This window comes from Paenibacillus sp. FSL M8-0142 (genome assembly GCF_038597315.1).
In the GTDB taxonomy this organism is placed as follows: Bacteria; Bacillota; Bacilli; order Paenibacillales; family Paenibacillaceae; genus Paenibacillus_AQ; species Paenibacillus_AQ lactis.
In genome coordinates this window covers 4,113,470-4,135,443 of record NZ_CP152008.1, presented here as the reverse complement: position 1 = coordinate 4,135,443, position 21,974 = coordinate 4,113,470, and the positions used below count along the sequence as shown (strand labels likewise).

Here is a 21,974-nt window from a genome sequence, read left to right as displayed (position 1 = left end):
GTTAAGTTTAGAGTAGATATGAAAGGTGAGGCGAATATCAAATGAAACCAAAAGCGCAAATCGTGGATCTTCCCGTCTACCAGCCGGGAAAACCGATCGAAGAGGTGAAGAAGGAGCTTGGGCTGGATCACGTGATCAAGCTGGCTTCGAACGAAAATCCATACGGCTGCTCGCCGCTTGCAAGAGAAGCGATCACGGCGGAGCTGGAAACGCTCAGCCTGTATCCGGACGGCAGTGCAGCGGAATTGACAGCTGCGCTGGCGGAGCATTTGAACGTTGCAAGCCCTCAGATTATTTTCGGCTGCGGCTCCGATGAGATCATCGCGCTCATTATCCGGGCGTTCCTCGTTCCAGGCGACGAAACGATCATGGCCGATCAGACTTTTTCGGTATATAAAACGAACGCCGAGATTGAGGGTGCGGTCAGCATCGAGGTTCCGCTTGTCGATGGAAAACACGACCTTCAAGGCATGCTCGACGCGATCACGGATAAGACCAAAATCATCTGGGTATGCAATCCGAACAACCCGACCGGCACCATCGTTTCGGAGGCGGAGCTTGTTCAGTTCCTTGACGCCGTTCCTGAGCACATTATGGTTGTTCTTGATGAAGCTTATTTCGAATACGTCACCGATGCTTCGTACCCGAACAGCATCCCGCTGATGGGTCGCTACGCGAATCTGGTCATCCTCCGCACCTTCTCCAAGATTTACGGGTTGGCGGCGATGCGGATCGGATACGGGGTTGCTCAAGAAGAGGTGATCTCCCTCATCAACCGTGTACGGGAACCGTTCAATACGGGACGTCTAGCGCAGGCAGCAGCCAAGGCAGCGCTGAAGGACCAGGCGTTCGTGGCCGAGTGCCGCAAGCGGAATGAAGAAGGGATCAAGTACCTTCAAGGAGAACTGGACCGTCTCGGGCTGTCGTATTTCCCGGCACACGGCAACTTCATCATGATCGATGTGAGAAGATCCGGAAAGGATGTCTTCCAGTCACTCCTCAGAAAGGGCATTATTATCCGCCCGGGATTCGAGCGGTATCCGAATTGGATTCGGGTGACGGTCGGGTCGAAGGAACAGAACGATGCCTTTATCGGAGCGCTTGAGCAGGTAATCGCTGAAGTTAGCCCTGTCGTGTAACATTCAAGGAACAGATTAAAAATATTCATAATCAGCTTAAACATCGCAGTTTGAAACGAGTGAGAGAACATGACCATGCATATATCCATATTTGGTGTCGGCTTAATCGGCGGATCGCTGGCATTATGCTTTAAAGGCAAGCCGGGGATCACCGTTACGGGCTACGCGCATACCGAAGCCTACGCCGATCAGGTGAGGGCCAAAGGCGTAGTAGACCATGTTACATTATCGGTGGAGGAGGCTGCCCGGGACGCAGACGTTATTTTCCTATGCGTCCCGGTGGGCAGCTTAGAATACTACCTGAAACAGTTAAACGAAATTCAATTAAAGCCCGGCTGTATCATAACCGATGTGGGAAGCACGAAAGCAAGCATTGCCGAGTGCGCCTCGCAGCTTGAGCTAAAGGATGCCTGCTTTATCGGCGGACATCCGATGGCCGGCTCGGAGCGCTCCGGCGTCGGGGCGGCTTCGACGCTGCTGTTCGAGAATGCGTACTATGTGCTTACCCCGTCGGATAATGTCCCGGAAGAGAAGCTGGATACCCTTGCACGTCTTCTGGCACATACCCGGGCACATATCGTACGGGTCGAGCCTCGGCTGCATGATGAAATTGTGGGTGCCATCAGTCATCTGCCTCATATCATTGCTGTCGCGCTTGTCAATCAGATAAGCGCTTATAACGACGATAATGCGCTGTACCGCACGCTGGCTGCCGGAGGCTTCCGCGATATTACGCGGATTGCTTCGAGCGACCCGGTCGTTTGGCGGGATATTCTGCTGAATAACCGGAGCGTCATGCTGCCGCTGCTCCGTGATTGGAACGAGGGAATTCAGCGATTTATGGACATGCTGGAGGATGGCGACGGATCTGCCATAGAAGAGGCCTTCCGCAGAGCGGGCGAATTCCGCAGCGTGCTGCCGGAAAGACCCAAAGGCATGATTGTATCCCAGTATGACCTGTATCTGGATGTGCCTGACCATCCGGGAATTATCGGCCGTATTGCGACCGAGCTCGGGGCCAACAGCATCAACCTGAGTAATATTCAAATCATCGAGAGCCGGGAAGACGTGCCGGGTGTAATGAGGCTGTCCTTCCGAAATGAAGTGGACCAAGAGCGGGCGAAAGAGCTGCTGTTATCGAAAGGGCATCCCGTTTATCAATAGCTGCTGCGGTTGTTTTCAAACAACCGCAAATAAATACGTTTACAGTATTGACAAAATGAAAACGTATACATATAATAAAAGTACAGTATGGTTTCTCTCCACTCCTATCCAAAATATTGCACTATGTGCGGCCGTCTTCGGATGAAGGCGGTTTTTTTTTGTCATTTTCCTGAACATGCCATGAAATCTGGCATAAAACTGATTCTTTCTCCAATATGTGCTATAATGCTAGAGTGCTAGTGTAGAAGATTTGGGGAAATTGCCAAATACATAGAATAGTCAGTCACCAAGAGGCGTAACTATATATGGTTTGACGGTACTTTTACAGATCCTAATTGATCGTTTCCTTGGACATTCAAGGAAGTTGAGGCACCGATGGGAGAAGGAGGAACGAAAAATCATATGACGGATTCCCAGTTAATACAAGAAATCAAGCAGGGCAATACCGAGCTGTACTCGGAGCTTATGCGGCGCTACCAGAGAAAAATATTGGCATTTGTCTATCATATGTTAAAGAGCTCCAACATGGAGCTGATGGCGGAGGATTTATGCTCCGAGACATTCTATAAGGCTTTCCGCAGCCTGCATTCGTTTCGCGAGGTGGATGCATCGTTCTCGACGTGGCTGTATACCATTGCGCGAAATACGGTGCTGAGCGAGCTCCGGAAGCATCGCAGCGGTACGCTGCCGCTGGAGGAGAGCGGGGTCGTTCCCGTGGCGCCGATTGAGGTCGCGCCCGAGCAGGCGATTTTACGAAGCGAACGCGTACATATGGTAAGGGAAGCTATAAATAATTTACCGGAGAAGCAGCGGTCAGCGCTGATTCTCCGGGAATACGATCAGCTCGACTATCAGGAAATCGCAGACATATTAGGTCAAAGCGTCAGCTCCGTCAAATCCCTTCTGTTTCGAGCCAGAGGCAGTGTCAAAATTCAGCTCGAGCCTTATTTCTATGAACCGGTCTTGGAAGAGCTGAGAGGGATGAAGAGCAAATGAATTGCGAAGAAGCCCGAGAGCTGATGGAAAGTGTCTGGGATTTGCCTGACGAAGATCCGCGGCGACAGCGGCTGAATGCGCATGTAAAAACCTGCAGCGCGTGCGCGGCGGAGCACGAATTGTGGCTTCAGAGCTTGAACATGGTCCATGCTTTGGAGGAGGAGGATATTCCGGGGATCGACAGCGAACGAATCAACCGCAATGTCATGGACCGTATTTATCGGGATTTTCCTTGGCTGGTCGAGGAGACCTCAAAGAGCCGCGCAATAAGCCGAGTATTTCGCAAGCGGCTGACCTTATGGATTGCCGGATTTTTGGCACTGTTCGTGTGCAGCTTCATCTATTTTGCCGTCATCGGAAGTCCGGCCGAGCCGAAGCCCGAGGCTGTCGCTACCGGAATTATCCCGACGGGAATCGCCGATACCGGTCAAAGCCTGACAGCGAAGGATTATAACATTCCGAAGACCAACAGCGGAATTATCGATCCGTTTGTGGTTGGAATGAGTCCTACCGAGCCGCAGTATTGGATGCTGCTGTCGCTTCTGGGTGTGGGGCTGGCCATGTATTTCCTGATGAGGCTGAATCGGGTCAGACGATAGCGAATGCATCGAAATATACAAGAGGAGGAAGATCATGCTGATAGGGTTGGTTCGCCACGGTTTAACGGACTGGAATGCGATGGGCAAAATACAGGGACAGACGGATATTCCGCTGAATGAGGAAGGACGGCGGCAGGCACGGCTGCTTGGCGAGCGGCTTCGTCAGGAGCCCTATCATTGGGACTTTGCGATCAGCAGCGGTCTTTCCCGTGCCGAAGAAACCGCCCAGATCATCGCGTCCATGCTCGGCATTCCGGTAGCTGAGCCGGATCCCCGTGTAAGGGAGCGGAGATACGGCCAGGTGGAAGGGCTCACGGCGGAGGAGCGGGAGGCCCGGTTCGGAACCGACTGGCATCAGCAGGATTTGGGCCAAGAGACCGATGTGGAGCTGATGTCCAGAGGACTTGTCTTTTTGGACGATATGGCGATCAAGCATCGGAACAGCAATATCATCGTCGTAAGTCACGGCGGTTTCCTGGCACAGCTGTATAAGCTCGTCTGCCGCGGTCAACTGAGCCAGCGTATCGGAAATCTGTCGCTGACGATCGTGGAACGCAAGGATGATGACTGGTCGCCGCTGCTCTATAACTGCACCAAGCATTTGTTGACGGAACCAGCGGAAGGCCAGGACACGAATGTGCTGCCGACGAAGTAATAACCCTCGATACAGAATACGCCCCTGATCCGATGACTCAGCAGGTCATCGATCAAGGGCGATTTTTTTATTTAAAATGAGTTCGGCAGGGGGAAACCCTCCACAATATCAGTTTACAACGAGGCAATCATAATAAAACGATGCTGCCTCACCTCGAAGTAGCCCTGCGATTGGATCATCACGTGTATGTGGTGCAGCTCATCCCTAAAACGATCCACCGTGAAATCCGGGACCTGCCACGGAATGGCTGAAAGGTAGTAAATGAGCGCGCCGATATCGTAAAACCGCTGGACGGGGTAATCCTCGCGCGCGAACGTGACGTTAAACCCGTGATCCCGAAGCTCTGAGGCTGCGTAATCGAGGTTCCAATGGGCAAACTCGGCATTGAGCGGAACGCCGAACAGATCATTGATCTGGTAGCAATAGGTTCCGCCGACTTGCTGGGTAATAAATACGCCCTGCTCGGCCAGGATTCTCCGAATCTCGGACGGCGCATACGATTCGTGCTGGTTCATGACCACATCGAACAATCGATCAGGCAGCGGAAGCTTATCATCGTCTTCTACATATACGACTTGAACGCCGAGCGGCTCCAGCTTGCGGCGCGCAACAGGCACAATCGGGGGGTACCCTTCCGTGGCATAGGTGATCTTCGGGAACGGCTGCAGCGTCGATAAAAACTCTCCGCCTCCCGTTCCCATATCAAGCAGACTTCGCGCATCGCGGAAATAAGGGATCAAAATGCTTCCCAGCGACCAAGGAAGCAGCTGCGTCTGCATCCGGCCTGACCCGGTTATATAGGAGAAATCCCAGCCGGAGAATGCCCGTTGGGCTTCATTTAAGTATTGTTCAAAACGATCATCGATCTTCATTTTTATTCGAACCTCCATATGTTCATCACTAGATATTGTCGGCTGGCTGCTTGATGGACATAAAGCAGGGGGCCGTCGTCCGGAGGTCCTCGAATTCTGAATACGCGTTGTTATGTTTCGTGTTCCCGGGTCGCCATGACGGATCACCTCTTTCGTTCGCTAACCGTATTCGTGCATCTCATCGTTAACCATTCGTTGAGTCAAATATCCGTTACATGCACGGGCAGATGTTGTAATCCAGCTTATCATATATTCCCTTTCATTGAGAATATCCCAGATTCTATCATGGATTAAGAGGGCATAGAAATAGTATAAAAAAATACGCAATCTCACGTTTATGAAGCCGCTATTCCGTTAAAAATGATAAAACCACCATACAGATCAGTTTGATTCCGACGCTTACTAGGGACATGAAACTTCATGAAACGAGAGAGAAGAGGTATCAAATGATCGAAACATTCCCATAATGGATGTAAAACGGCGAGGCGATGAACGATGAATCTAGCGGATATGCTCACTTATGCCGATATTGGTCAGCTCAGCAGCATCGCGAATCACTATCAATGCGACGCCAAGAGAAACTCGAAGCATGAATTAATCCAGAGTATCTTAAGCAAGCTTGGAGGAAGGGAATTTTTAGAGGAGCAGATCGGCAGCTTGTCCCTGAGCGATCTCCGCTTTCTGAACCATCTGGTATTTGACGCCAGGAGCGGTTACAGTCTGGAAGAGCTGACGGCGGCCATCCGCCAAGCTGCGGATGTCAACAGCGACAATCCGCAGGGGAAGAGCGCAGCGGGACAAACCGAAAGCCCTCGCGAAGCCGTAGCGCGTTACCGCAGAAGCGGCTGGCTGTTTAACGGATTCACCCATTCCACGAAATATATGTTCCAGGTTCCTTCCGATTTGAAGCTGCGCTTCAGGGAAGTGCTGCGCGAACGCCTTCTTGAACCGCTGCAGCGGCTGCCGGGCGATCCGGAGGCCTACCGGGACGAGCAGGGGCTGATCGTGGATGATTTGCTGCTGATGCTCAAGTATATCGGCGGCCATGACATCGAGCTGAACCTCGAAGGTTTTATGTATCGGCGGAACCAACAACAGCTTATGGGCATGCTCCACATTGATGAACCGCTCTTAGCCAAAGGGGCGTGGAGGTTCGGATACGGCCGATCCTGCATTGCCTATCCCGACCGGCTAGCTTTGTTATACGATTATGCGTATGCAAGGCAATGGGTCAGGGAGAACGGCAGCCGGCTGGTGCTTACCGACAGCGGGGCCTCGCTTCTCGATGAAGGAAATCAAGTTAGCGTGATGCAGATATTCCGCTTTTGGTTAAGACTTTATAAAGGCGCAATTCCCAATATTACCTCGCTTGTATACTGGATCAGTCAATGCACACGGGATTGGGTAAGTGCCGCATCGCTCTACGAATCGCTGGGATGGCTCGTCCGCCCGTTCTATTATGACAGCCCGCAAAGCATTCTCGAACAGCGGCTGATTCGGATGCTGATGCATCTGGGCTTGCTGCGGATCGGGGAAAGCACGGCGCACGGCACAGCGTACAAGATGACAGCGCTCGGCTTAAAGGCAGCGGAGGCTTGCATCCACATCAACGATTCAAAAGAGTTGAAGTAAAGGCAGGAAATGGCCGTCCGGGTGACGCATGATATGGTGGTCGAAGGAGATTAGGAAAGCGAAATACGTGGAAAATTACTTATTTAAAATTTGGTTTGGAGGTGCATCCTAATGGATAAAATGAAGGTTACTTACGAAGTTATGTTAGGTCTGGCTGCTGAAATGGTATGGGACGAGGCATTGCGTAAGCATCGGAGTGAAGAACTGTATAAGGAAATCGACGCAGCGCTGGCATCCGGAGATGAAGTGGCTTTCAAAAACCTGACGGATGAACTGAGGACTTTGAACTGAAGAAATGCCTCCATGCATTTCTTCTTTTTTTTGCCTTACCTGGGCTCTCACTCGTATAATGATGTAAAAAGCGTTTGGCGTGAGAGAAAGGATGTAACTTTTAGATGAAATTTAGTGAAGTGGACGAGCAGACATGGCCGGAGCTGCAGCCCTATTTTGACACCTGCTTAATACCGTTCACCGGTTTGACCGGCCAGGAGCCTCCATGGGAAGCAACCAGCGCGCTCGAGAGACTGCGAGACTTCATGGATTTGGCGGAAATTCCGTTTAAGGGCAGAATCGTTACATATCCTGCCGTGCAATATGGAAAGACTGAGGATACGACGCTTTTAAATGAAGTATGTCACAATGTTAAAAAGGCCGGATTCAGATATGTCGTCGTTATGACGGCGGACGGTGATCTTAGCCCCGAGGATGTCCCCGAGAGTACGCTTGTGCTGTCCCGGCGCAGGATTGAGGAGGAAGGAAGCAAGGCCGCCGCAGCCGTTTCAGCGGGCATCAGTGAAATGTGGCAGGGGTAGTGAAAAACGGTGCATGAAATTGTGACAAAATACCAACAATTTATGAGAGGCCTGTTGGAAGCGAACCCATTTTTGGCCTTCACATTCTTGACGGTCTTGGGTGCCTAATATATTATTAGTATGTCCTAGTACGTCGTGTGATTTTAATCATTGATGACACTTAAGAACGGTTGACAAAGGGGGTTGAACACAGAATGAGCAGCAACCACAATGACGAGCATGAAGAATCGCACAATCCACCCCGCCGGAAAGAGATGTCCCGCAGACAATTTCTTACATACACGTTGGGCGGTGCCACAGCTTACATGGCTGCTGGGGTAGTTTTGCCAATGCTCCGTTTTGCCGTGGATCCAATTCTTCAGAACAAGGAAGAAGGAGCTTTCGTTAAGGTCGTAGAGGAGAGCAAAATTACCAACGAACCACAAGAGTTCCATTTTGAGCTGCAGCAGCAGGACGGCTGGTACAACAGTACAGCTACGCTGACGGCGTGGATTCGCAAGAATGATCAGGGTGAGATTATAGCGCTTTCGCCGATTTGTAAGCATCTGGGATGCCTTGTCGGATGGAACAGCAACAAGAATTTCCCGGATGAGTACCACTGCCCTTGCCACGGTGCACGTTATACGCCGGACGGCAAGAACCTTGCAGTCGCGCCGAAGCCGCTTGACCAGTACGAGACGAAAGTGGAGAACGGCTGGATTTACCTCGGCGAAATTGTACCAAATACCGTAGTATCATAGGAGGCGTAGATTCGGATGTTGAAGAATGTCTACAACTGGATTGACGAGCGTCTCGATATCACGCCGATTTGGAGAGATGTTGCGGACCACGAGGTCCCTGAGCACGTAAACCCTGCACACCATTTCTCCGCGTTTGTGTACTGTTTCGGCGGCTTGACGTTTTTCATCACAGTCATCCAGATTTTGTCGGGAATGTTCCTGACGATGTATTATGTGCCCGATATTATCAACGCGTACAACAGTGTTGAATATCTGCAGACGCAGGTCGCCTTCGGGCAAATCGTCCGTGGTATGCACCACTGGGGTGCTAGCTTGGTTATCGTCATGATGTTCCTGCATACGATGCGCGTGTTCTTTACAGGCTCTTACAAAGCGCCTCGTGAAATGAACTGGGTAGTCGGCATGCTTATTTTCTTTGTTATGCTTGGCCTTGGCCTGACAGGCTATCTGCTGCCATGGGATAACAAAGCTTACTTTGCAACAAAGGTTACACTCGAAATTGCGAACTCCGTGCCTTGGCTCGGTCCGATCATTAAAGAATTGCTGCAGGGCGGTACCATTGTAGGCGCCGAAACGCTCACACGTTTCTTCGCCATCCATGTATTCTTCCTCCCGGCTGTGCTCCTGGCCCTACTGGTAGGACACTTTATCATGATCCGCAGACAGGGTATTTCCGGACCACTATAAGAAGAAGGGAGGCGCAAATTTATGGCACATGGTCATAAATCTGATGAGAAAGTTGTTTTTGTCGGTGATTCCCGTGTACGCAAGGGCAACGGCTGGGTCGTACCGCCGGATTACACCGCTTACCCTGGCAAATCAGAAGCGTTCATTCCTAACTTCTTGTTGAAGGAATGGATGGTTGGTGTTGTCGTTCTGGTCGGTTTCTTAGTGCTGACCATATCGGAGCCGGCGCCGCTCGGTTATCCGGCTGACCCGGGGGCATCCGTAATTCCGATGCCTGACTGGTACTTCTTGTTCCTTTATGAGTATTTGAAGCTTCCGTACGCTTCCGGCGATTATGTGGTGCTCGGAACGATCGGCGTGACCGGTATTGCATTCGGCTCACTGCTGCTCGCGCCATTCCTGGATACAGGCAAGGAACGCCGCTTCTATAAGCGTCCGATCGCTTCATCGCTCATGATTTTGTCACTGATTTCCATCGTCTATCTGACGAACTCGGCATGGACGCACTATCAGCATGAGCTGAAAGAATCCGGTCAGAAGCCTGAGCATATTCAGCGGGAAGAAGAGGCTGAAGAGAAGCATGCCGCAGGTCTGCCGACTTCGAATGCGAAGCAGCCTGAGGACAGCGTGGTTGCGATTGTCGACAAGGACAATCCGGCCATGGAGACGTTCAAGACGGCTACATGCATCTCATGTCACGCAGCTGACCTGAAGGGAGCATCCGGTCCATCGCTGCGCGGTGTCGGTGATACCCATACAAAGGAAGAGATCGTTGCCATTATCGAGAAAGGTCAAGGCTCGATGCCTCCGATGAAAGACACTGCACTTAATGCCGGTGTAACGGAAGAGGAGCTCGACCAATTGGCCGAATGGCTTGCAAGCCAGAAGGCTGAAGCGGCCGAATAGCACAAAGCCAGAACCTGATCGCATCTTGCGGTCAGGTTTTTTTCTTTGAAAGGCTATCATTGATGATCCCGTGCGGTTGAACCGGAAACGAACTGCGACAGGTGAAAAAGAGAGTTAGATAGGTTATAATACCCGTTAGTCGCGAACAGCGAATGTATGTTAACACTTTGAGGGGGACGGAGATTGTCACTATCATATTTTTGGAGCAGGGAATTCATCGGAAAACGGCCGTTCCTGTGGCTGCTGCTGATATGCAATGTGCTCGGTACGATTTATGGATACATATGGTATGGCCATCAAATTTCCGACACGTTGAGCCGGGGCCAGATTTGGCAGGTCATCTTCGTGCCCGACAGTCCCACGGCCAGCTTGTTCTTCAGCATTGCGATCTTGCTGCTGCTTTATCCACCTAGGACGGCCTTAGGCGCGATGGTGCAGCAATGGATCGAAGCGCTGGCGGTCGTTACGTCGGTGAAGTACGGGATCTGGGCGGTCGCGATCATCTTCGCGGGACAAGCCCAAGGGGATGTTCTGGTGTGGCAGGACTGGATGCTGGTCGTATCCCATACGGCGATGGCGGTGGAAGCGCTCCTGTTCGTAAGGCTGTTTCATTATCGCTGGACCGCCCTTACCGGGGCGATTGCTTGGACATTCCTGAACGATACGGTGGATTATTCTTTTGGTGTTTTCCCTTGGCTGCCGGGTCAGCTGTACGACAACTTGTCGGCCGTTGAGCTGTTCACCTATCTGCTTACGCTGTTTAGCGGTCTTGCTGCTTGGTTGTCCAGGAAATACGCATTGCAAAAATCGAGCATGTAACCCAAGGCACCTTTCGGGTTCTATGGACATCCCTCCTGCCATAACATATACGGTAGGAGGGATGTCCCATGATACGAATCATGCCCAAACTGAGCCGATACGTGCCTGCGTTTCTTGTTCTGCTCATATTAGCGATCGGTACGGGGAATCCGATATGGGCGGGGTCGGCCGCTGTTAATGATGCAGACGAAACCTCACCTGCTGCCCCGATTCAAGCGAAGGCATTTAATAAGGAAGTGGAGCTGCTGTACCGCTACGTTGAGGAGGGCAATATCCAGGCGGTTTTGGAGCAGGTCAGGAAAGTCTCCGGCTTGTTCGAGTCCTCTTCCTTTCAGGGCATAGCCGGAGTTGAAGGCATTCATGTGCTGGCCGAGAGCATCATTGAAATGAAAGAAGCGACTGCGCATGCCTCCCAGGATCCGCAGCACTGGATGTTGACCGCGGGGAAGCTTCGGTTGGCCGCGGACAGCCTGACCCATACGAATGACGCGCTGTGGCTGCAGTATTTTAAGGTTGTGAGAGAAGACTTGGATAAGATGAGGGAGCTTGCGGGTAAACAGGATAAGGAGGGAATGGCGAGCGCATTCGAGAGCCTGCAGGGGCATTATGAGCTGATTCGTCCTTCGGTCATCATTCAGCGCAAGCCGGATGAAGTCAATATGGTCGAGTCCTGGCTATCTTATGCGGGGGGACTCGTGTCGTCCGGCGATACCGAGGGGGTTTTGCGGATCGTTCCGCAAGGGGAGGAACTTGTGAATACCTTATTCGGTAAAAAGAGGGATGAGCCTGCCCTGGCTCCGCTTGGCGAGGTAAAGGAGCCGTGGACCTGGCAGGTCATCATAGGCGCAATCATCCTGGCTGCATTAACCTTTGCAGGGTACCGGAAATACCAGGGACAACTGAACAGTACGAAGCCGCTGTTTCCGCCCAAGGTTTAAAAGCCTGGGAGCCGGGGGCAGATTGAATGAAAGCAATCAAGAGTAGCCCGGCGAAAGCCGGGCTATTCTTCTTTAAATCCTTCCCCATGCACATCATTGACATCGTTTATGATCATAAATGCTTGCGGGTCGACGGATTTCACGATCCCGGACAACCGCCTGATTTCCTGCCTGGAAACGACGCAGTAAATGATGTGCTTGGCTTTTTTGGAGTATACGCCAATCGCCGGGATCAATGTAACTCCCCGCTCCATGTCAACGGTGATGCGATCGGCGATTTTCTCCGCTTGATCGCTGATGATGGTAAAGGCCTTCGCGGCATATGCCCCCTCCTGGATAAAATCGATCACCTTGGAAGCGATGAATACGGCAACCAGGGTGTACAGAATTCGTTCAAGCGGGATAAAAAACAAGGACAGTCCGATGATAAGGATATCCAGACTGAGGATCACCTGCCCCATGCTAAAACCAAATTTGCGGTTAACGATTCTGGCGATAATATCGGAGCCCCCGGTCGTTCCGCCAAAACGAAAAACGATCCCGAGTCCTGCCCCGAGCGTGACTCCGGCGTAAAGGGAGGCGAGAATATAATCATGCTCCGTCCGGAAGGGGAGAATCCAGCCCTTGTCGATCAGAAGCTCGAACAGCCAGAGAAACAGCGTTAAGGACGCGATTCCGAGCCCGGTATAGATGGATTGGCGCTTGCCGAGAATTTTCATCCCGAGCAGAAACAGCGGGATGTTGATGACCATCGTAGAGATGGAGGGGGCGATATTAAACGCATAATTAAGAAGTACGGTAATGCCGGTAACGCCGCCTTCCATCAGTTCGTTCGGAATGATAAAGTACAGCAATCCGAAAGCATAGATCGCCGTCCCGAACATAATCGGGATGATCAACTGAAGCTGCCCGAGCCATTTGCTTGATCTCATATTACCCCTCGCATTCTGGTCTGTAATGTTCCGATATGATCAGGTTTCCAGATTAACCCGACTAGTATGTACCGATCGGGGAAGGGATAAAAAATATTTGTTTTCAAAACCGCTTTACGATAACATAGGTTTAAAACAATCTTGGGATCCCTTCATGGAATGAGGCGGATTCGGGAAGATTGGGCAAAGCCTGGAAGAAAACGAGCATTGAAGGGAGTTAATGATCTTGGGAAAATCAATGGCTGAAATGCAGCAGGAAGTCGATCGCTACATCTCGCAATTCAAAGAAGGCTATTTCAGCCCGTTGTCCATGATGGCCCGGATGTCGGAAGAGGTTGGCGAGCTGGCACGGGAGGTTAACCACCAATTCGGCGAGAAGCCGAAGAAAGCGGAAGAAGCGGACAATTCCATTGAGCTCGAGCTTGGCGATATTTTGTTCATCACGATATGCTTCGCCAATTCGCTTGGCATTGATTTGACCGAAGCCCATAATAAAGTGATGCACAAATTCACGACGCGTGACGCCGACCGGTGGACGAAAATAAACACCGATTAGGCCGCTGTTACATATGCTGTACCAAAACCCGCTGCGGGGGAGGGACAGCCAGTGAAATCGGAAACTTATATACAAAAAGCTTATCGATGCATACTTCAAAATGATTTCGAAGAGGCGCTCCGCTGGTTCGAAGAAGCGATCCAGGCCAATCCCGGGGATGCTGAGGTTCATTACCGCTGCTCGATCACGTACGGCCGGAGCAACCGACTGGAAATGGCAATCTCCCACGCGGAGGAAGCGGTGCGGCTTCAGCCGGACAAACCTGAATACACCCTTCACTTGCAGCATATAAAGGCAGCTGAGCTGGTTCAGAGGGCGAGAAGAATGGTTGAGGGACGTACGGATGTCACCAAGTCGGAGCTGTATCAGGCGGTTTCGCACCTAAAGTCAGCTGTCGCGATGGATCCCTTACACTCGCAGGCCTATGTATGGCTGGCCCTCGTTTATAGCGAGCTGAATGAACATGCCATGGCCATTGCCACCTTGAAGGAAGTGATTGCTTTATATCCGCAGGAGAGCAGTCTGCAGCATATTATGGAAGAGCTTAAGCAGCGTCTGAGATCATATTTGGAAGAACCGGCATCGGACGGAAAGAGAGGACATGAAAATGGCAGATAAAATATCGGTAATCGTTGTCGGCGCCGGCGGCCGGATGGGTAAAGAGGTTGTGAAGCTGGTGCTGGGGGATCCCGGACTTGAACTGGCGGCTGCCGTCGGGCGGTCGGATGCGGGCAAGGATGCGGGGACCCTGGTAGGTCTTCCGGCCTGCGGTATTGAAGTGACGTCGGATTTGGAAATGGCGCTGGTGGAGTCGAAGCCTGACGTTATGGTTGATTTTACGGCGCCTCAGTTCGCATACAGCAATACGGCGCTGGCGATTAAGCACGGTGTCCGTCCGGTCATGGGCACTACCGGCTTCACGCCGGAGCAGATCGAAGAGCTGGACAAGCAGTGCGAGGAGCGGGGAATCGGCGGTTTGATCGCGCCGAACTTCTCGATCGGCGCCATTCTGATGATGAAGTTTGCCGCCCAAGCGGCCAAGTACCTGCCGCATGTTGAAATCATCGAAACGCATGGCGATCAGAAGCTGGACGCACCGTCCGGGACATCGATCAAGACGGCCGAGATGATAGCCGCTAACCGCGAGGAAATCCGGCAAGGCAATCCGCAAGAGGAAGAGGTTATCGAAGGCGCAAGAGGCGGTTATTACAAAGGCTTCCGCATCCACAGCTTGCGGCTCCCGGGCGTATTTGCGCAGCAGGAGGTCATATTCGGCGGTTACGGACAAAGCTTGAAGATCCGTCACGATTCCTATGAGCGTGCAGCCTATATGCCGGGCGTGAAGATGGCAATCGAGAAGGTAATGGGATATACCGGATTAATCTATGGATTTGATCATTTTATCGACTAACATAGGGGAGAAATCAGATGAATATTGCATTTATCGCACATGACCGTAAAAAAGAAGAGATGGTCAACTTTGTTATCGCCTATGAGGGCGTTTTTAAAGACCATAACCTATATTCGACCGGCACGACAGGTACGCGCATTATGGAGCAGACCGAGCTGAGCATTCACCGTTTCGCTTCCGGCCCGCTTGGCGGCGATCAGCAGATCGGGGCGCTCGTGGCGGACAACGAAATGGATCTTATCATCTTCCTGCGCGATCCTTTAATGGCTCAGCCCCATGAACCGGACATTAACGCGCTGCTTCGCTTGTGCGATGTCCAGGGAATTCCGCTTGCAACCAATGTGGCGACAGCTGAAATTTTGGTCAAAGCACTGGACCGTGGAGATTTTGCATGGCGGGAGCTTGTTCACAAGTATAAGCCGGGCGTGGACGGACAATGAGCGACAAGCTGGATATTTTAATCTTCGGCGCGCATGCGGATGATGCGGAGATCGGCATGGCCGGCACGATCGCGAAGCATGTCGCGGCAGGACGGTCTGTCGGCATATGCGATCTGACGCAGGCGGAGATGTCGTCCAATGGAACGGTGGAGATCCGCCGGGGGGAAGCGGAGCAAGCAGCCGAGGTGCTGAACCTTAAGGTCCGGACAAACTTGGGACTGCCGGATCGCGGTTTATTCGCAACGCCCGAGCATGTCGAGCGGATAACGGCCGAGATTCGTAAGCATGCTCCGTCCATCGTGTTTGCTCCGTACTGGGAAGACCGCCATCCGGATCACGTGGCTGCCAGCCGGCTTGTTGAGGAAGCGGTGTTTAATGCGAAGCTGCGGCGGTATTTGCCTGAGCTTCCGCCAGTCAAAGTGGACGAGCTCTATTTTTACTTCATTAATGATATCGGCAGAACGGATCTGATCGTGGACGTGACCGAGCATTACGGGACGAAGGAACGGGCACTCTCCTGCTACCGCTCGCAATTTGAGAAGACGGACGAGAATGCGGTGTCCACTCCGTTAACCGAGGGTTATATCGAACGTGTGCGGGCCAGGGATTCGTTATTGGGCGCGCGCAGCCTTATTCCTTATGCGGAAGGCTTTGCCTCGAAAAGTCCGTATACCGTTCATCTATTCGGCTCCAAACAGGCATAATATACAGAAGGTGACGTTGAAGGAGGCCTTATATGAAACAGCAACCATTAAAAATAGGGATTACCTGCTATCCTTCATTGGGCGGGTCTGGCGTGGTGGCGACGGAGCTTGGGAAGCTTCTGGCGGAGCAAGGCCATCAGGTTCATTTTATAGCACACAGCATTCCGTTTCGTTTAGGCTCCTTTCATAAAAATATTTTTTATCATGAGGTAGAAGTAAACGATTATTATGTATTCCGGTACCCTCCTTATGATCTGTCGCTGGCGACCAAGATGGCGCAGGTGGCGAACATGCAGCAGCTTGACGTGCTGCATGTTCATTACGCGGTTCCGCATGCCGTCTGCGCTTTCCTCGCGAAGCAGATGGTGGGGGACCAGCTTAAAGTCGTAACAACGCTTCACGGGACCGACATTACGGTGCTGGCCCAAGACGAATCGCTGAAGGACTTGATCCGATTGGCGATCAACGAGAGCGATGCCGTAACGGCGGTTTCGGAGGATCTGATCCGGGAGACAAGGGAGCTGCTCGACATTACCCGCGACATCGATCTGACCTATAATTTCGTTGATCCGAGAGTGTATTACCCACGACATTCGGAATCGCTCCGAAGGGATTACGCCAACCCGGCGGAGAAGGTTCTGATGCATATCTCCAACTTCCGCCCGGTTAAACGGGTAGGGGACGTGCTGGATATATTCGATCGGGTCCAGCGGAACATGCCTGCGAAGCTGCTGCTGGTAGGGGAAGGGCCGGAGCTTCCGAAGATCCAATGCCGCATCAAGGAGATGGGGCTGGAAGATAAGGTTCATTTCCTCGGCAAGCAAGACGAAATAGCGCATGTCATCTCCATGGCCGATGTGCTGCTGCTTCCATCCGAGAAGGAAAGCTTCGGCCTCGTTGCGCTGGAGGCGATGGCCTGCGGCGTGCCGACGGTAGGCTCTACGGCCGGAGGGATTCCAGAACTGGTTACGCACGGCGAGACGGGGTTCTTGGCCCCGATCGGCGATACGGCGGCGATGGCGGAGCATGTGCTTACCATATTCAAAGATGCGGAGCTTGCGGAACGGATGCGCAAGGCTTGCATGCAGCGCGCCACAACGATGTTCTGCAATGAGTTGATTCGCGGCAAGTATGAGCAAATCTATTACCGAGTATTGGGGCGGGAGGTTAACGAGCTGAAGCCGATATGCGGCTGAAGCTCAGATCCTCTCGTCTATTTTTCGGATAAAGAAGGAACGTCAAATCATGAGAAATGGGCAGAAATCAATACAATGGCAATATGCGGATCAGGCGATGGCGGATCGGAGCGCGGAAGTCATCCGGACGCTGCTTCAGCATGGCTATGAGGCATATTGGGTCGGCGGTTGCGTTCGCGATGAGTACATGGGCCGCCGGGTCAGCGATATGGACATCACGACCTCTGCCCGGCCGGAGATAACGGCCTCGTTGTTCCCCAAAGTCATTCCGACCGGCATCCAGCACGGAACGGTGACGGTTCTGATGGAAGGGGAGGCCTTTGAGGTGACGACCTTCCGGATCGAAGGCGGATACGAGGATCACCGTCATCCGACGGAGGTGGCTTTTGTCGGGGATGTCGAGCAAGATTTGAGACGGCGGGATTTTACGATGAATGCGATGGCGATCGGGCTCGACGGTACATGGGTGGATCCGTTCGGCGGCCGGGCGGATATCGACCGGCGCAGGATCCGCTGCGTGGGCGAAGCATCCTTGCGCTTTCGGGAAGACGCGCTCCGCATGGTTCGGTGCATTCGGTTCGCTTCGGTATTCGGCTTCTCGATCGCGCCGCGAACGTGGAAGGGGATCCTTGCGGAGAGAGATACGCTGAGCTTTATCGCCATGGAACGGATCCGGAGCGAATTTGAAAAAATCATGACCGGTCCTTCGCCGCTGCGGGGCTTAAGCATGTTCGTCCGCAGCGGGCTTTATTCACGGATGAAGGCGCCGTTCCCTTATACCGGCCATGATGACAGCATGTTATCGGCGATCCCGCTCATTGACCCGGAGCATGCGTACATCCGTTGGTCGCTCCTCCTGCTGGCTTGCGATATCCGGTCCCAAGCCGCGGATGAGCTGCTGCGGGGATGGACGTTCTCCAACAAGCAGCGGCAGGAAATCGTGAGTCTGATGTCCATTCAAGAAGAGTGGCTTAAAATCACCGGAGCCGATAAAGATGGAATGGATAAGCTTCCATGGGTTCGCCTTGTGCTCACCCATGGGAAGGCGTCGGCTGGAGGCTGGCTGCGAATGCAGCATGCGCTTCATCATTCCGGTGCCGCAGCGACGACGGAGACTGCAAACAGGCAGCTTGCCGAATGGCTGGAGGAGATGCAGATCCAGAGCCTGAAGGATTTGGCAGTGACCGGCAATGAGCTGGTTCAGGTGCTAGGCAAACGCGGCGGCCCATGGCTTGGCGAGCTGCTCGGGCAGCTGCTGCTTCTTGCAGCGGCCGGCAAGATTAACAATGATAAAGAATCGTTGATTGATGAAGCAAAGCGGGTGGTAATGAATCATGAAGGATCATGATCAAGGGTATTCCTTGCTCCGTATGTTTCAGGAGCATCCCGGTCAGTTCCTGTCGGGAGAAGAAATCAGCCGCAGGCTGTCCATCAGCCGGACGGCGGTATGGAAACAGATCAACAAGCTGCGAAGCCTCGGCTATGAGTTCGAAGCGCTTCCGAGGCTCGGCTACCGTATGGTGGACGAGCCCGACGTGCTGGATGAACAGCTGCTGGGAGCCGGAATGAAGAGCCGCTACTTCGGCAAGCAGATCAAGCTGCTGGACCGAACCATATCGACGCAGGAGGATGCCCGGGAGTTGGCGGAGGCAGGCGCGCCTGAAGGTACGCTCGTCATCTCGGAAGAGCAGACCGGCGGGCGCGGCCGGATGGGGCGCAAATTCCATTCGCCCCGCGGCAAGGGCATCTGGATGAGCTTGATCCTGAGACCGAAGCAGCCGCTGCATTTAACCCAGCAGCTGACCCTGCTCACGGGGGTGGCGGTATGCCGCGCAATCGGAAAATCAGCGGGTGTGCAGACACAAATCAAGTGGCCTAACGATATTTTATATGAAGGCAAGAAGGTTTGCGGCATTCTGCTGGAATCCACCGCGGAGGACGGGCGGATCCGTTATTGCGTAGCGGGAATCGGGATCAGCGTAAACCTGAAGGAGACCGATTTTCCGGAGGAGCTGCGAAGCGTGGCGACTTCGGTAAGGATGGCTGGCGGGAACGTCGTCAACCGGACAGAGCTGATTCAAACGATCATGCAGGAAATGGAAGTTCTCTACGAATTATATAATGAGCAGGGTTTTGAGCCTATCGCCTCCGCATGGGAGGCGCTGTCGGGCACGGTCGGGCGCGAAGTCCGGGTACAGTCGGGGCAAGGAGATTTCACGGGAACAGCTACCGGCTTGAATAAGGACGGCGCCCTTATGGTGCGCAGCGACGCAGGTGAAATGGTTCCGGTGTACTCCGGCGAAATTCTTTTCAATACCAGGTAAATCAAACAGGGTGAAAAAATTTTCGGACTTTGTTATACTATAGCCAGAGGCGGTATCGCGATCGATTGCGAGCTGCACTCTTGGCAAGTAGCGTTAGGAATCATGCATTATTTTAGAACACCTTCATAACTGTTATGCCGGTTACGTTGGATTCTGCTCTGAGCCGAAAGGACCGAGACAGAAGGGACGATCGCGAGTGACTCTTTTTTGCCTTTCGGACCTTTTTAGCAAGCTGTGCTAAAAGGTTTTTTTGTTGTGCTTATACTTTTACGACAGGGAGGCTGTGTCACAATGACAGGCAAGCAACCATTGAACATTGTTAAGATGAGGAATATGAAGCGGGACGGCAAGCCGATCAGCATGCTGACCGCATACGACTACCCGTCCGCAAAGCTGGCGGAAGAGGCGGATATCGATATGATCCTGGTCGGGGATTCCCTCGGCAACGTCGTGCTGGGCTACAATTCAACGATTCCGGTTACGCTGGATGACATGGTGTACCATACGCGTTCCGTAGCCCGCGGTGCGGAGAATACGTTCATCGTTGCCGATATGCCGTTTATGACGTATCACGGGGGAATCGACGAAAGCCTGAAAGGCGTGCGCAGACTCATGCAGGAGGGACATGCACATGCCGTCAAGCTCGAAGGCGGCGCTGAAATCGCCGATACCGTCAAACGGATCGTTCAGTCGGGCGTGCCCGTGCTCGGTCACATCGGCCTGACTCCGCAGTCGGTCAACCAGATCGGCGGCTACCGGATTCAAGGCAAGGACGCCGAGGATGCCAAGCGGCTGATGAACGATGCCAAGGCGCTCGAAGCAGCCGGCGCATTTGCGGTCGTGCTGGAGCTAGTCACGGAAGAGGCCGCAGCCGAAATTACGAAGGCATTGAGCATTCCGACCATCGGGATCGGCGCCGGCCGATATTGCGACGGTCAGGTGCTTGTGTACCATGATATATTGAAATACGCTTCCCCCTACCGTGACAAACGGTTTGTCAAAACTTACGCGGACATCGGATCCGTCATCCGTGACGGAATCGCCCAATATGTAAGAGAAGTCAAGGACCGCTCGTTCCCGGCCGAGGAGCATGTATTCAAATCCGAGAATAAGCAAGCCTCCGAACCGGCGCTCTACGGCGGCAATAAGGAAAAGGTGGGCACTTCATGAACGTCATTCGCACCATAGCGGAAGCAAGAGCATTTATCCAAGCAAGACAACACGAAGGAAGCGGAGCCGTCGGACTTGTACCGACCATGGGCTATCTGCATGAAGGACACGCCAGTCTGATGCGCAAGGCCCGGGAAATGTGCGGAACGGTCGTTGTCAGCATATTTGTCAACCCGATCCAGTTCGGACCGGGCGAGGATTATGAGACCTATCCGAGAGATGAAGCGCGGGACCTTGCCTTGGCGGAAGCAGAAGGGGTGGATGCCGTATTCATCCCGTCCGTTGAGGAAATGTATCCGCAGCCAACGAGAACGAAGATAACCGTTGCGGAGATTACCTCGCTGCTCTGCGGCGCTTCGCGTCCGGGGCATTTTGACGGGGTGACTACCGTTGTATCCAAGCTGTTTCATATCATAAAGCCGGCCTATGCCTTCTTCGGGATGAAGGATGCCCAGCAGGTAGCCGTCATTGAGCAGATGGTTCGGGATTTGAACATGGACGTGAGCATCGTTCCTTGCCCGATTATTCGCGAACAAGACGGTCTCGCCCTAAGCTCCCGCAACGTTTATCTCAGCCCGGAAGAGCGGAAGCAGGCGCTCGTCTTGTCCGGCTCCCTTAGGGCGGCGCAGGCGATAGTTGAGCAGAACCACGAGGTGACGGCAGGCGAGATTCGTACGCTGCTTCGGGAGCATATTACGCAGTCGCCGCTGGCCGACATCGATTACGCGGAAGTGCTCACGTTCCCGGAGCTTTCTCCTATTGCGGATTCTGAGCAGGCTTTAGGGACAGATCGTGGAGTCATTATGGCGCTCGCTGTGCGGTTCGGCCGTACGCGCCTGATCGATAATGCGTTAATTCAACCGAAAGTGGGGGATTCCCATGTTTAGAACGATGATGAAATCCAAAATCCACCGTGCGACCGTAACGGAAGCGAATTTGAACTATGTGGGCAGCATTACCATCGATGAGAATCTTATGGAAGCGGCAGATTTGCTGGAGAATGAAAAGGTTCAAATCGTGAATAATAACAATGGCGCCCGTCTGGAGACCTATGTCATTAAAGGAGAGCGCGGCAGCGGCGTGATTTGTCTTAACGGAGCTGCGGCACGGCTCGTGCAGCCGGGGGACAACGTCATCATTATTTCTTATGCCATGATGTCCAAAGAGGAATATGAGAACCATACGCCGACGGTCGTAATCGTTGACGAGAACAATAAGCCTGTAACGACTTCATACCGGGAAGTACACGCAGCTGTGCTGTAATGACCAAAATGTGTCGGGA

General features: G+C 52.8%; 26 protein-coding genes. 24 read left to right on the top strand and 2 right to left on the bottom strand.

Going from position 1 to position 21,974, the window contains the following annotated elements; genetic code table 11:
- The first annotated feature begins 41 nt into the window (after positions 1–41).
- The 5 genes from hisC to NSQ46_RS19025 all read left to right on the top strand — a co-directional run bounded on the left by hisC (position 42) and on the right by NSQ46_RS19025 (position 4,553).
- Entirely contained in the window at positions 42–1,139 is a 1,098-nt protein-coding gene (gene hisC, locus NSQ46_RS19045) for a histidinol-phosphate transaminase (RefSeq protein WP_342574382.1), read from the top strand.
- Between the two features lie 69 nt (positions 1,140–1,208).
- Positions 1,209–2,303 (top strand): prephenate dehydrogenase, encoded by a 1,095-nt coding sequence (locus NSQ46_RS19040; protein WP_342574380.1) that lies wholly within the window; start codon positions 1,209–1,211, stop codon positions 2,301–2,303.
- Between the two features lie 402 nt (positions 2,304–2,705).
- Positions 2,706–3,299: a sigma-70 family RNA polymerase sigma factor gene (locus tag NSQ46_RS19035; protein WP_028403627.1), complete on the top strand. Its 594-nt coding sequence runs from the start codon at positions 2,706–2,708 to the stop codon at positions 3,297–3,299.
- A complete protein-coding gene (locus NSQ46_RS19030; protein WP_144871492.1) occupies positions 3,296–3,898 on the top strand; it encodes a zf-HC2 domain-containing protein in 603 nt (200 codons plus the stop codon). The genes NSQ46_RS19035 and NSQ46_RS19030 overlap by 4 nt, the downstream gene beginning before the upstream one ends.
- A gap of 34 nt (positions 3,899–3,932) precedes the next feature.
- Positions 3,933–4,553: a histidine phosphatase family protein gene (locus NSQ46_RS19025; protein WP_341033822.1), complete on the top strand. Its 621-nt coding sequence runs from the start codon at positions 3,933–3,935 to the stop codon at positions 4,551–4,553.
- Positions 4,554–4,666: 113 nt separating this feature from the next.
- Here NSQ46_RS19025 and NSQ46_RS19020 read toward each other — a convergent pair whose 3' ends face one another.
- Positions 4,667–5,425 (bottom strand): methyltransferase domain-containing protein, encoded by a 759-nt coding sequence (locus NSQ46_RS19020; RefSeq protein ID WP_342574376.1) that lies wholly within the window; start codon positions 5,423–5,425, stop codon positions 4,667–4,669.
- Positions 5,426–5,920: 495 nt separating this feature from the next.
- Between NSQ46_RS19020 and NSQ46_RS19015 the strand changes: the two genes are divergently transcribed.
- From NSQ46_RS19015 to NSQ46_RS18980, 8 genes are all read left to right on the top strand, one after another.
- Entirely contained in the window at positions 5,921–7,057 is a 1,137-nt protein-coding gene (locus NSQ46_RS19015; protein WP_342574374.1) for a hypothetical protein, read from the top strand.
- 111 nt (positions 7,058–7,168) lie between these two features.
- Positions 7,169–7,348, top strand: coding sequence for an IDEAL domain-containing protein (locus NSQ46_RS19010; RefSeq protein WP_007129842.1), 180 nt, complete (start codon positions 7,169–7,171; stop codon positions 7,346–7,348).
- A 104-nt stretch (positions 7,349–7,452) separates the two neighbouring features.
- The gene (locus NSQ46_RS19005; protein ID WP_342574371.1) at positions 7,453–7,869 is read left to right on the top strand and encodes a DUF2487 family protein; all 417 of its coding nucleotides are present in this window, start codon (positions 7,453–7,455) and stop codon (positions 7,867–7,869) included.
- Positions 7,870–8,063: 194 nt separating this feature from the next.
- The gene (locus NSQ46_RS19000) at positions 8,064–8,609 is read left to right on the top strand and encodes a ubiquinol-cytochrome c reductase iron-sulfur subunit (protein ID WP_007129844.1); all 546 of its coding nucleotides are present in this window, start codon (positions 8,064–8,066) and stop codon (positions 8,607–8,609) included.
- A 15-nt stretch (positions 8,610–8,624) separates the two neighbouring features.
- Positions 8,625–9,296 carry a cytochrome b6 gene (locus NSQ46_RS18995; protein WP_006209500.1) on the top strand — a complete coding sequence of 224 codons (672 nt, stop codon included), beginning with the start codon at positions 8,625–8,627 and terminating at the stop codon, positions 9,294–9,296.
- A gap of 21 nt (positions 9,297–9,317) precedes the next feature.
- The gene (locus NSQ46_RS18990; RefSeq protein WP_007129845.1) at positions 9,318–10,202 is read left to right on the top strand and encodes a menaquinol-cytochrome c reductase cytochrome b/c subunit; all 885 of its coding nucleotides are present in this window, start codon (positions 9,318–9,320) and stop codon (positions 10,200–10,202) included.
- A 183-nt stretch (positions 10,203–10,385) separates the two neighbouring features.
- Positions 10,386–11,021 (top strand): DUF1405 domain-containing protein, encoded by a 636-nt coding sequence (locus NSQ46_RS18985; RefSeq protein WP_028403620.1) that lies wholly within the window; start codon positions 10,386–10,388, stop codon positions 11,019–11,021.
- Positions 11,022–11,089: 68 nt separating this feature from the next.
- Positions 11,090–11,959 carry a sporulation protein YpjB gene (locus tag NSQ46_RS18980; protein ID WP_342574353.1) on the top strand — a complete coding sequence of 290 codons (870 nt, stop codon included), beginning with the start codon at positions 11,090–11,092 and terminating at the stop codon, positions 11,957–11,959.
- Positions 11,960–12,021: 62 nt separating this feature from the next.
- Here NSQ46_RS18980 and NSQ46_RS18975 read toward each other — a convergent pair whose 3' ends face one another.
- Positions 12,022–12,891 (bottom strand): YitT family protein, encoded by an 870-nt coding sequence (locus tag NSQ46_RS18975; protein ID WP_342574352.1) that lies wholly within the window; start codon positions 12,889–12,891, stop codon positions 12,022–12,024.
- A 226-nt stretch (positions 12,892–13,117) separates the two neighbouring features.
- Here NSQ46_RS18975 and NSQ46_RS18970 point away from each other — a divergent pair, with 226 nt between their 5' ends.
- The 11 genes from NSQ46_RS18970 (at position 13,118) to panD (ending at position 21,955) form a co-directional block, all read left to right on the top strand.
- Positions 13,118–13,447: a nucleotide pyrophosphohydrolase gene (locus NSQ46_RS18970; RefSeq protein WP_028403617.1), complete on the top strand. Its 330-nt coding sequence runs from the start codon at positions 13,118–13,120 to the stop codon at positions 13,445–13,447.
- 51 nt (positions 13,448–13,498) lie between these two features.
- Positions 13,499–14,065, top strand: a complete 567-nt coding sequence (locus NSQ46_RS18965) for a tetratricopeptide repeat protein (protein WP_342574350.1) — start codon at positions 13,499–13,501, stop codon at positions 14,063–14,065.
- Entirely contained in the window at positions 14,055–14,858 is an 804-nt protein-coding gene (gene dapB, locus NSQ46_RS18960; RefSeq protein WP_342574348.1) for a 4-hydroxy-tetrahydrodipicolinate reductase, read from the top strand. The genes NSQ46_RS18965 and dapB overlap by 11 nt, the downstream gene beginning before the upstream one ends.
- A gap of 17 nt (positions 14,859–14,875) precedes the next feature.
- Positions 14,876–15,298: a methylglyoxal synthase gene (gene mgsA, locus NSQ46_RS18955; RefSeq protein ID WP_028403615.1), complete on the top strand. Its 423-nt coding sequence runs from the start codon at positions 14,876–14,878 to the stop codon at positions 15,296–15,298.
- A complete protein-coding gene (bshB1, locus tag NSQ46_RS18950; protein WP_341033814.1) occupies positions 15,295–16,002 on the top strand; it encodes a bacillithiol biosynthesis deacetylase BshB1 in 708 nt (235 codons plus the stop codon). The genes mgsA and bshB1 overlap by 4 nt, the downstream gene beginning before the upstream one ends.
- Positions 16,003–16,034: 32 nt before the next feature.
- Complete coding sequence (gene bshA, locus NSQ46_RS18945; protein ID WP_342574344.1) at positions 16,035–17,198, top strand: N-acetyl-alpha-D-glucosaminyl L-malate synthase BshA; 1,164 nt, start codon at positions 16,035–16,037, stop codon at positions 17,196–17,198.
- 49 nt (positions 17,199–17,247) lie between these two features.
- Complete coding sequence (locus NSQ46_RS18940) at positions 17,248–18,546, top strand: CCA tRNA nucleotidyltransferase (protein ID WP_342574342.1); 1,299 nt, start codon at positions 17,248–17,250, stop codon at positions 18,544–18,546.
- The gene (locus NSQ46_RS18935) at positions 18,533–19,522 is read left to right on the top strand and encodes a biotin--[acetyl-CoA-carboxylase] ligase (RefSeq protein WP_342574341.1); all 990 of its coding nucleotides are present in this window, start codon (positions 18,533–18,535) and stop codon (positions 19,520–19,522) included. Before NSQ46_RS18940 ends, NSQ46_RS18935 begins: the two co-directional genes overlap by 14 nt.
- Positions 19,523–19,813: 291 nt before the next feature.
- A complete protein-coding gene (gene panB, locus NSQ46_RS18930; RefSeq protein WP_007129857.1) occupies positions 19,814–20,692 on the top strand; it encodes a 3-methyl-2-oxobutanoate hydroxymethyltransferase in 879 nt (292 codons plus the stop codon).
- Positions 20,689–21,579, top strand: coding sequence for a pantoate--beta-alanine ligase (gene panC, locus NSQ46_RS18925; protein WP_342574338.1), 891 nt, complete (start codon positions 20,689–20,691; stop codon positions 21,577–21,579). The genes panB and panC overlap by 4 nt, the downstream gene beginning before the upstream one ends.
- Positions 21,572–21,955 (top strand): aspartate 1-decarboxylase, encoded by a 384-nt coding sequence (gene panD / locus NSQ46_RS18920; protein WP_007129859.1) that lies wholly within the window; start codon positions 21,572–21,574, stop codon positions 21,953–21,955. The genes panC and panD overlap by 8 nt, the downstream gene beginning before the upstream one ends.
- The last annotated feature ends 19 nt before the right edge of the window (positions 21,956–21,974 follow it).

Coding starts and splice junctions, on each gene's coding strand:
- hisC (WP_342574382.1), top strand. CDS start 42: ATGAAACCAAAAGCGCAAATCGTGGATCTTCCCGTCTACCAGCCGGGA.
- NSQ46_RS19040 (WP_342574380.1), top strand. CDS start 1,209: ATGACCATGCATATATCCATATTTGGTGTCGGCTTAATCGGCGGATCG.
- NSQ46_RS19035 (WP_028403627.1), top strand. CDS start 2,706: ATGACGGATTCCCAGTTAATACAAGAAATCAAGCAGGGCAATACCGAG.
- NSQ46_RS19030 (WP_144871492.1), top strand. CDS start 3,296: ATGAATTGCGAAGAAGCCCGAGAGCTGATGGAAAGTGTCTGGGATTTG.
- NSQ46_RS19025 (WP_341033822.1), top strand. CDS start 3,933: ATGCTGATAGGGTTGGTTCGCCACGGTTTAACGGACTGGAATGCGATG.
- NSQ46_RS19020 (WP_342574376.1), bottom strand. CDS start 5,425: ATGAAGATCGATGATCGTTTTGAACAATACTTAAATGAAGCCCAACGG.
- NSQ46_RS19015 (WP_342574374.1), top strand. CDS start 5,921: ATGAATCTAGCGGATATGCTCACTTATGCCGATATTGGTCAGCTCAGC.
- NSQ46_RS19010 (WP_007129842.1), top strand. CDS start 7,169: ATGGATAAAATGAAGGTTACTTACGAAGTTATGTTAGGTCTGGCTGCT.
- NSQ46_RS19005 (WP_342574371.1), top strand. CDS start 7,453: ATGAAATTTAGTGAAGTGGACGAGCAGACATGGCCGGAGCTGCAGCCC.
- NSQ46_RS19000 (WP_007129844.1), top strand. CDS start 8,064: ATGAGCAGCAACCACAATGACGAGCATGAAGAATCGCACAATCCACCC.
- NSQ46_RS18995 (WP_006209500.1), top strand. CDS start 8,625: ATGTTGAAGAATGTCTACAACTGGATTGACGAGCGTCTCGATATCACG.
- NSQ46_RS18990 (WP_007129845.1), top strand. CDS start 9,318: ATGGCACATGGTCATAAATCTGATGAGAAAGTTGTTTTTGTCGGTGAT.
- NSQ46_RS18980 (WP_342574353.1), top strand. CDS start 11,090: ATGATACGAATCATGCCCAAACTGAGCCGATACGTGCCTGCGTTTCTT.
- NSQ46_RS18975 (WP_342574352.1), bottom strand. CDS start 12,891: ATGAGATCAAGCAAATGGCTCGGGCAGCTTCAGTTGATCATCCCGATT.
- dapB (WP_342574348.1), top strand. CDS start 14,055: ATGGCAGATAAAATATCGGTAATCGTTGTCGGCGCCGGCGGCCGGATG.
- mgsA (WP_028403615.1), top strand. CDS start 14,876: ATGAATATTGCATTTATCGCACATGACCGTAAAAAAGAAGAGATGGTC.
- bshB1 (WP_341033814.1), top strand. CDS start 15,295: ATGAGCGACAAGCTGGATATTTTAATCTTCGGCGCGCATGCGGATGAT.
- bshA (WP_342574344.1), top strand. CDS start 16,035: ATGAAACAGCAACCATTAAAAATAGGGATTACCTGCTATCCTTCATTG.
- NSQ46_RS18940 (WP_342574342.1), top strand. CDS start 17,248: ATGAGAAATGGGCAGAAATCAATACAATGGCAATATGCGGATCAGGCG.
- NSQ46_RS18935 (WP_342574341.1), top strand. CDS start 18,533: ATGAAGGATCATGATCAAGGGTATTCCTTGCTCCGTATGTTTCAGGAG.
- panB (WP_007129857.1), top strand. CDS start 19,814: ATGACAGGCAAGCAACCATTGAACATTGTTAAGATGAGGAATATGAAG.
- panC (WP_342574338.1), top strand. CDS start 20,689: ATGAACGTCATTCGCACCATAGCGGAAGCAAGAGCATTTATCCAAGCA.
- panD (WP_007129859.1), top strand. CDS start 21,572: ATGTTTAGAACGATGATGAAATCCAAAATCCACCGTGCGACCGTAACG.